Origin of the sequence: Kitasatospora purpeofusca (genome assembly GCF_034043715.1) — a bacterium.
GTDB classification, from domain to species: domain Bacteria; phylum Actinomycetota; class Actinomycetes; order Streptomycetales; family Streptomycetaceae; genus Kitasatospora; species Kitasatospora purpeofusca_A.
Map to the genome: position 1 here is coordinate 46807 of NZ_JAXCLC010000062.1, position 8030 is coordinate 54836.

Here is an 8030-nt window from a genome sequence, read left to right on the forward strand (position 1 = left end):
CGGCGACCAGCTGAGCTGCCTTACCGGGCCCTTGAGTCGCGTCCATCGTAGTCACGCCGTTCGGCACGGGCGTCGACCTGGGGCACGCCGTCCATTGTCCGGGGCCTGATCGCTTCTCAGGGCATTGGGACGCCGTGTCGGAGGGCCTGGTTCCCTATTTCCCGATAAGAATGCCCCGGCCGGGCCAATGGTCCCGGCCGGGGCGTCCCGAAGGTCCCGGTGCCCGCGCGGTCAGGCGTGGGCGGGGAAGAAGATCTTGATCTCGCGCTCGGCGGACTCGACCGAGTCGGAGGCGTGGATCAGGTTCTCGCGGGTGATGGTCGCGTAGTCGCCGCGGATGGTGCCGGCCCCGGCCTCCAGCGGGTTGGTGGCGCCGGCCAGCATGCGGATGCCGGCGACGACCTCCTCGCCCTCGACGATCAGGGCGATCGACGGGCCGGAGGTCATGAACTCCAGCAGCGGCTCGTAGAACGGGCGGCCGACGTGCTCCGCGTAGTGGTGCTCCAGCGTCGCCCGGTCGAAGGTGCGCAGCTCGGCGGCGGCGAGCCGCCAGCCGGCCTTGCGCTCGATCCGGCTGATGATCTCGCCGACCAGGCCGCGCTTGACGGCGTCGGGCTTGAGCAGGACGAGAGTGCGCTGGGACACGGGGCGTCTCCTGGGAAATCGGGTTCGGCGCGCACGCGGGAATCGGCGCGCACACGGATCGGCACGCACGCGCGATTCCGCGTGCGCCGTGCGACTACCGCAGAGGTTACCTTGCGTGAGCGAACGCCCCGGACCCGGTCCGGGCCCGGGTTCGGACCGGGTCCGGGCCCGGGTTCGGACCCGGTTCGGCCCCGGTCCGGAGCCGGTCCGGAGCCGGTCCGGAGCCGTCTCAGGCCGCTGCGGCGGCGGTCCGGGCGGCCTTGATCTCGTCGATCCTCCGGCCGTAGCGCACCGAGCACCACCAGAGGCCGGCGAAGATCGCGCCGAGCACGAACATGGTCGGCACCACGAAGCCGCTGGCGATCAGCCCGAGCTGCAGCGCCCACCCGACGGCCACCGCGCCGGGGCGGGTGATCATGCCGCAGAGCAGGACGCACAGCACCATGGCGATACCGCTGACCGTCCACAGGGCGCCGTGCGAGACGTCCGTGAGCTGCATCGCGACCAGGGCCGCGAAGAGCACCACGAGGGCCTCGCCGATCAGCGTCGAGGAGCAGAGCGTCCTCATCGTCACTTCCTCCTGAGCAGCAGGCGGGCCTCGCCCACCGTGATGACCGATCCGGTGACCAGCACTCCGGCGCCGCCGAGGTCGCCCTCCTCCTCGGCCAGGGTGACGGCGGCGGTGATGGCGTCGTCCAGCCGGGGCTCGACCTGGACCCGGTCCTCGCCGAAGATCTCGACCGCGAGGGCGGCCAGGGCGTCCACGTCCATCGCGCGGTGGGTGGAGTTCTGGGTGATCACGACCTCGGCGAGGAGCGGCTCGAAGGCCTCCAGCAGGCCGGCCACGTCCTTGTCGCCGCTGGTGCCGATCACGCCGACCAGCCGGGTGAAGCCGAAGGACTCGCCGATGGCGGCGGCGGCGGCGTGGGCGCCGTGCGGGTTGTGGGCGGCGTCGAGCAGGATGGTGGGGCTGCGCCGGACGACCTCCAGCCGGCCCGGGGAGCTGATGCCGGAGAACGCCTGGCGGACCTTGTCGGTGTCGAGCTTCCCGCCGCGGGCGCCGCCGACGCCGAAGAACGCCTCGACGGCGGCCAGCGCGAGGGCCGCGTTCTGGGCCTGGTGCTCGCCGTGCAGCGGCAGGAAGACGTCCTCGTACTCCTCGCCGCCGATCCCGCGCAGCGTCACCAGCTGGCCGCCGATCGCGAGTTCGCGGCGGACGACGCCGAACTCCATGCCCTCGCGGGCGACCGTGGCGTCCACCTCGACCGCGCGCCGCAGGATGGTCTGGGCGGCGTCGAGCTGCTGCTGGGCGACGACCGCGATGGCGTCGGCCTTGATGATCCCGGACTTCTCGACGGCGATCTCGCCGGTGGTCTCCCCAAGCTTGTCGGTGTGGTCGAGGCCGATCGGGGTGATCACGGCGACCCCGGCGTCGATGACGTTGGTGGCGTCCCAGGAGCCGCCCATGCCGACCTCGACCACGGCGACGTCCACCGGCGCGTCGGCGAAGGCCGCGTAGGCCATGCCGGTGAGCACCTCGAAGAAGGACATCGCGACCGGCTCGCGCTCGTCGACCATCCGCACGTAGGGCTCGATGTCGCGGTAGACCTCGACGAACCGCTCGGGGCTGATCGGGGCGCCGTCCAGGCTGATCCGCTCGGTGACGCTCTCCACGTGCGGGCTGGTGTAGCGGCCGGTGCGGAGCTCGAAGGCGTTGAACAGCTGCTCGATCATCCGGGCGGTGGAGGTCTTGCCGTTGGTGCCGGTGATGTGGATGGAGGGGAAGGACCGCTGGGGCTGGCCCAGGATGTCCATCAGCGCCTCGATCCGGTCGAGCGAGGGCTCCAGCTTGTTCTCCGGCCAGCGCTCGGAGAGTTCCACCTCGACGGCGCGCAGGGCGTCGGCGGGGCTGCCGTCGGCGGGGCGGAGGGTGTACGGGTTCGGGTCGGCCTTGTCGCTCACGTCCACAGTCTACGGAGCGCGGGGCGGCTTCCCCCACGGGGTGAGAACCACCACTTTGCCCGAGTTGACCGATATCCGCGTTTACTATCGCTTTGGCGACATCAGACCGCAATGAAGCATTGATTCGCAGCCCAGGGAGACAAAACACCTTTGATCATGAGGAGCATCGCGCCATGCCCGACGCCCTGCGCCAGTTCTTCGAGCTGCGGCGGGACGGTTTCGTCCAGCTCGCCGGGCTGATCTCGCTGGCCCTCGTGGTCTACATGGTCCTGGTCTTCGGCCGCTTCCTGGCCTACTGGGCCGGCTCCCGGAACGCCTTCCGGCGCAACCGCCCGGCCCTCCCCGGAGACCCCGCCGCCTTCCAGTGGCACCTGATGGTCCCCTGCCGGGACGAGGAGGCGGTGATCGCCCAGACCCTGGCCGGACTGCGCGCCGTCGCCCCCGCCGCCCACCTCTGGGTGATCGACGACGACAGCGAGGACGCCACCCGCGACCTGGTGCTGGCCGCCGCCGGGCACGACGCCCTGGTCCACCTCGTCCAGCGCCGCCGCCCGCACGCCCGGATCGGCAAGGGCGCCGCCCTCAACGCCGCGTACCGGGAGATCTCCGCCTCGCTGCCGCCCGGCACCGACCGCTCCAGGGTCGTCCTCGGCGTCGTCGACGCCGACGGGCAGCTCGACCCCGGCACCCTCGAACAGGTCGGCAACGAGCACGCGATGGGCCGCCCCGACACCGGCGCCGTGCAGATCGGCGTCCGGATGCGCAACGCCGAGGACCCGCGCCCGCTGGCCGGCCGGGGCCGGCTCGCCAACGCCCTCGCCCGCGCCCTGATCCGGATGCAGGACGTCGAGTTCCGGGCCAACAACGCCGGCATGCAGCTGCTGCGCCGCCGCACCGGCAGCGTCGGCCTCGGCGGCAACGGCCAGTTCGTCCGGCTCACCGCCCTCGACTCGCTCACCGCCGAGGAGGGCCGCGACGGCCGCCCCTGGCCCGAGCGCGCCCTGCTGGAGGACTACGAGTCCGGCCTCGACCTGCGGCTGGCCGGCTGGCGGCTCACCCATGTCACCGAGACCAGCGTCTCCCAGGAGGCCCTGGTCTCCTGGCGCCGCTTCCTCACCCAGCGCACCCGCTGGGCCCAGGGCAACATGCAGTGCCTGCGCTACACCGGCCGGGTGCTGCGCTCGCCGCACTACCGGCCCGCCGGCAAGGCCGAGGTGCTGTACACCTTCCTCCAGCCGGTGGTCTGCGTCCTGCTGGTCGTCCTCACCCCGCTGTCGCTCGCCATCACCGGCGCCGGGCTGGCGCTCTTCCCCGAGGAGACCGCCGACTTCCAGCTGACCTACGGCCCCTGGATGGCGGTCGCCTTCGTGCTCGCCACCCTGCCGATGGTCCTCTGGGGCCCGACCTACCGCCGGCTCGTCCACCCCGACCGGAGCCGGCTCACCGGCCTGCTCTGGGGTGTCCTGGTCTGGCTCTACGCCTACCACCTGTTCGTGGTCGCCACCCGGGCCGCCGTCCGGATACTGCTCGGCCGCAACGGCTGGGCCAAGACCCGGCGCAACGCCGAGAAGGTCGCCGTCGGCGCCCCCACCGCCCTGGAGTCCTGACCCGGCCGCGTCGCCACCGTCCTCCCCTCCCCTCCTCCGCCGCCGCCCGGCTGCCCAGCCGCCCAGCCCCCAGACCCCGGAGCCGTCCCGCCATGAGCCTGTGCCCCGCCCCCCGGTCCGGCGCCCGGTCCGCCGCCCGCACGCTCGCCCCCGGCAGCGTCGCCGTCGTCCTCGGCACCCGCCCCGAGCTGGTCAAGCTCGCCCCGCTGATCCACGAACTCGGCCCCGCCACCCGGCTGGTCCACACCGGCCAGCACTGGGACGAGGCGATGTCCGGCCGGTTCCTGCGCGACCTCGGCCTGCCCCGCCCCGAACTGCTCACCGGCGTCGGCGGGCGCCCCCGGGCCGGCCAGATCGCCCAGTCCCTCGGCCAGCTCGACGCCGCGTTCGCCGAGGACCGCCCGGCCGCCGTCGTCGTCCAGGGCGACACCAACGCCACCCTGGCCGGCGCCCTCGCCGCCAACGCCCGGGAGATCCCGCTCGTCCACGTCGAGGCCGGACTGCGCAGCTTCGACCGGGCGATGCCCGAGGAGCACAACCGGGTGATGGTCGACCACGTCTCCGACCTGCTGTGCGCCGCCACCCCCGACAACGCCGCCAACCTGCGCGCCGAGTCCCTCGACGAGCAGCGGATCGCGCTCACCGGCAACACCGTCGTCGAGGTGGTCCGCCGCTCGCTGCCCGGCGCCGGAGTGCGGGCCGGCCTGCTCGCCCGGCACGGCCTCGCCGCGGACGGCTACGTCCTCGCCACCGTGCACCGGCCGGAGAACACCGACACCGCCGAGGCGCTCGGCGACGTCCTCGCCGAACTCGACCGGATCGCCCGGGCCGGCACGCCGGTGCTGTTCCCGATGCACCCGCGCACCCGGGCCGCCGTCGAGCGCTTCGCCCTGGACGGCCTGCTCGCCCGGCTCACGGTGACCGGACCGGTCGGCTACGCCGACTTCCTGGGCCTCGCCCGGCACGCCGCACTGCTGGTCTCCGACTCCGGCGGGGTGCAGGAGGAGTGCACCGTACTCGGCCGCCCGCTGCTGGTCGTGCGCCGCTCCACCGAACGGCCCGAGGCCGTCGAGACCGGCTTCGCCGCGCTGGTGGCGCCCGGTGCCGAACTCGGCGGACTCGCCCGCACCTGGCTCGCCGACACCCCGGAACGGCTCGCCCGGCTCGCGGACACCCCCAGCCCGTACGGGGACGGCCTGGCCTCCGCCCGGATCGCCGACCTGACCGCCCGGCTCGCCCACGGGGCCGCCACGGCGGCGCAGGCCGCCTGACCCGCCGGGGCCGCCCGGCCGACGGCCCTCTTGACAGCGGAATTGGTCTACTCCACCTTGTGAAGGCAAGTCTCCTCCCCCGACAGGGACTTGTGTTGTCGGTAGCTCCCGCACACAGATCCGTCGACACCCGGACGGCCCTCCCCCACGAGGACCGCCGGCCTCCCCCACCGGAGATGGAGCCATGCCACCTGCCTCACACCGGCGCCCGCGCGCCGTCCACCCGCTGCTCGCCGGCGCCACCGCCCTCGCCCTCGGCCTCGGCGGCCTGGTCCTCGCCGGCGGCGCCGGCGCCCACGCCGCCCCCACCGACGTCGAACTCGTCACCAACGGCGGCTTCGAGGACGCCGACCGCCTCAACGGCTGGACCTGCGCGGCCGGCACACCGGAGACCACCACCGTCCACTCCGGCTCCGGCGCACTGCGCTCCACCCCGAGCGGCAGCGCCACCGGCGAGTGCACCCAGACCGTCACGGTCAGACCCTCCTCGACGTACACGCTGAGCAGCTGGGTCCAGGGCTCGTACGTCTACCTCGGCGCCCGCGGCACCGGCGGCACCGATCCGAGCACCTGGACCCCCGGCGGCACCGGCTGGTCCAAACTCGGCGCCACCTTCACCACCGGGGCCGCCACCACCAGCGTCACCGTCTACCTGCACGGCTGGTACGGGCAACCGGCCTTCCTCGCCGACGACGTGTCCCTGCTCGGCCCGGGCGACCCCAAGCCCTCCCCCACCGCGACCAGCCCCACCCCGACCGGCACCGTCGGCCCGTCGCCCACCGACACCACCACGCCCTCCCCCACCGCCACCACGCCCCGGCCGCCGGCCAGGCACCTGCTCACCGGCTACTGGCAGAACTTCGACAACGGCGCCACCGTGCAGCGGATCAGTGACGTGCCGGCCGCCTACGACATCGTCGCGGTCTCCTTCGCCGAGGCCACCGGCACGCCCGGGGGCCTGGGCTTCGCCCTGGACCCGACGCTCTCCTCGCGGCTCGGCGGCTACACCGAGGCGCAGTTCAAGGCCGACATCGCGGCCAAGAAGGCGGCCGGCAAGAAGGTGATCCTGTCGGTCGGCGGCGAGAAGGGCACGGTGTCCGTCAACAGCTCGGCCTCCGCCACCAACTTCGCCAACAGCGCCTGGTCGCTGATGCAGACCTACGGCTTCGACGGCGTCGACATCGACCTGGAGAACGGCGTCAGCTCCACCTGGATGGGCCAGGCACTGCACACCCTGGCGGCCAGGGCCGGCTCGGGCTTCACGCTCACCATGGCGCCGCAGACCATCGACATGCAGTCGACCGGCGCGGAGTACTTCAAGCTGGCGCTGAACGTGAAGGACATCCTCACCATCGTCAATATGCAGTACTACAACTCCGGCGCGATGCTGGGCTGCGACGGGCAGGTCTACTCCCAGGGCACCGTCAACTTCCTGACCGGCCTGGCCTGCATCCAGCTCAAGGGCGGGCTGCGGCCCGACCAGGTCGGACTCGGCGTGCCGGCCTCCACCAGCGCGGCCGGCGGCGGCTACGTCAGCCCGGCCGTGGTCAACAACGCGCTGGACTGCCTGGCCGCCGGCACCAACTGCGGCAGCTTCAAGCCCGACACCAAGTGGCCCGGGATCGGCGGGGCCATGACCTGGTCGACCAACTGGGACGCCAAGGCCGGCGGCGGCATCGCCTCCACCGTCGGCTCGCACCTGCACGCGATGCCCTAACCGGCGCGCGGACCCGCCCCCCAGCGGGCCCGAAGGCCCGGAGGCCCGGAGCTGGTCAGACCCCGGCCCGGGCCTCCGGCACGCCCGCGGGCGCCCCGCCGTGCCGGCGGCGCAGCTCGGCGGTGATCTCGGCCAGCTCCCCCTCCGGCAGCAGCGGCAGCATCATCGCCACGCCCTGGAGCAGCCCGCCGAGCAGGAAGGTGGTGTCGGGGGTGGCGGCGACCAGGTCCCGGACCTGCGCCACCTCGCCGGCCGCGACCGCCTCGATCAGCCGGGCCGCGTCCGCGCCGTCCTCGTCGACGAGTACCGCGCCGGTGTCGCGCGGGGCCCGCCGGGCCATCGTCCGCAGCACCCGGTCGCCCACCTCGGGCGCGTAGGCCTTGCGGACCGCCTCGGCGGCGATCCAGGTGAGCAGCGTGGCCACCTCGCGCTCGACGTGCTCGTCCAGCAGCCGGTCCAGCGCGTGGTCGAACGCGAGCTGGTTGCCGTGCCGGAACGCGAGCAGCAGGGTCGCCGCGCGCGCCTTGGCCTCCTCGACCGCCTCGGCAGGCAGTTCGTCGGCCAGCACCTCGGTCACCACCACCACGCCCATGCCCTCCCGTCGTCCCTCACTGTCCGGAACTCGAAGCACACCGTACACATCCGAACTGCAAACTTCCGCGAAACCGCGCGGGCAAGACAGGAATCAATTCGGGCGGAATTGGACCTCACCCGATCCAGGATGAATATTCGCCGGAAGGGAGCAACGAATTGGGCTGTTGGGGCTTCCGATCAGCCGACATCCGGAAAAGCGGAGGAGCGGCCCCCCCCCGGGGCCGGGGGCGGGCC

7 protein-coding genes are annotated in these 8030 nt (G+C 73.2%); 3 read left to right on the forward strand and 4 right to left on the reverse strand.

Going from position 1 to position 8030, the window contains the following annotated elements; genetic code table 11:
* Positions 1–231: 231 nt before the first annotated feature.
* The 3 genes from ndk to folC all read right to left on the reverse strand — a co-directional run bounded on the left by ndk (position 232) and on the right by folC (position 2607).
* On the reverse strand, positions 232–645 hold the full coding sequence (gene ndk / locus SM793_RS27405; RefSeq protein WP_320440962.1) for a nucleoside-diphosphate kinase: 414 nt from the start codon (positions 643–645) through the stop codon (positions 232–234).
* A gap of 229 nt (positions 646–874) precedes the next feature.
* Positions 875–1213, reverse strand: coding sequence for a DUF4233 domain-containing protein (locus SM793_RS27410; protein WP_320440963.1), 339 nt, complete (start codon positions 1211–1213; stop codon positions 875–877).
* A 2-nt stretch (positions 1214–1215) separates the two neighbouring features.
* Entirely contained in the window at positions 1216–2607 is a 1392-nt protein-coding gene (gene folC / locus SM793_RS27415) for a bifunctional tetrahydrofolate synthase/dihydrofolate synthase (protein ID WP_413816043.1), read from the reverse strand.
* Between the two features lie 173 nt (positions 2608–2780).
* On the opposite strand from folC, the gene SM793_RS27420 reads away from it, so the two are divergent.
* The 3 genes from SM793_RS27420 to SM793_RS27430 all read left to right on the forward strand — a co-directional run bounded on the left by SM793_RS27420 (position 2781) and on the right by SM793_RS27430 (position 7202).
* On the forward strand, positions 2781–4214 hold the full coding sequence (locus SM793_RS27420; RefSeq protein ID WP_320440964.1) for a glycosyltransferase family 2 protein: 1434 nt from the start codon (positions 2781–2783) through the stop codon (positions 4212–4214).
* A 92-nt stretch (positions 4215–4306) separates the two neighbouring features.
* A complete protein-coding gene (gene wecB, locus SM793_RS27425; protein ID WP_320440965.1) occupies positions 4307–5485 on the forward strand; it encodes a non-hydrolyzing UDP-N-acetylglucosamine 2-epimerase in 1179 nt (392 codons plus the stop codon).
* A 184-nt stretch (positions 5486–5669) separates the two neighbouring features.
* Positions 5670–7202: a chitinase gene (locus SM793_RS27430; protein WP_320440966.1), complete on the forward strand. Its 1533-nt coding sequence runs from the start codon at positions 5670–5672 to the stop codon at positions 7200–7202.
* 55 nt (positions 7203–7257) lie between these two features.
* On the opposite strand, the gene SM793_RS27435 is transcribed toward SM793_RS27430, so the two are convergent.
* Complete coding sequence (locus SM793_RS27435; RefSeq protein WP_320440967.1) at positions 7258–7833, reverse strand: hypothetical protein; 576 nt, start codon at positions 7831–7833, stop codon at positions 7258–7260.
* Positions 7834–8030: the final 197 nt, after the last annotated feature.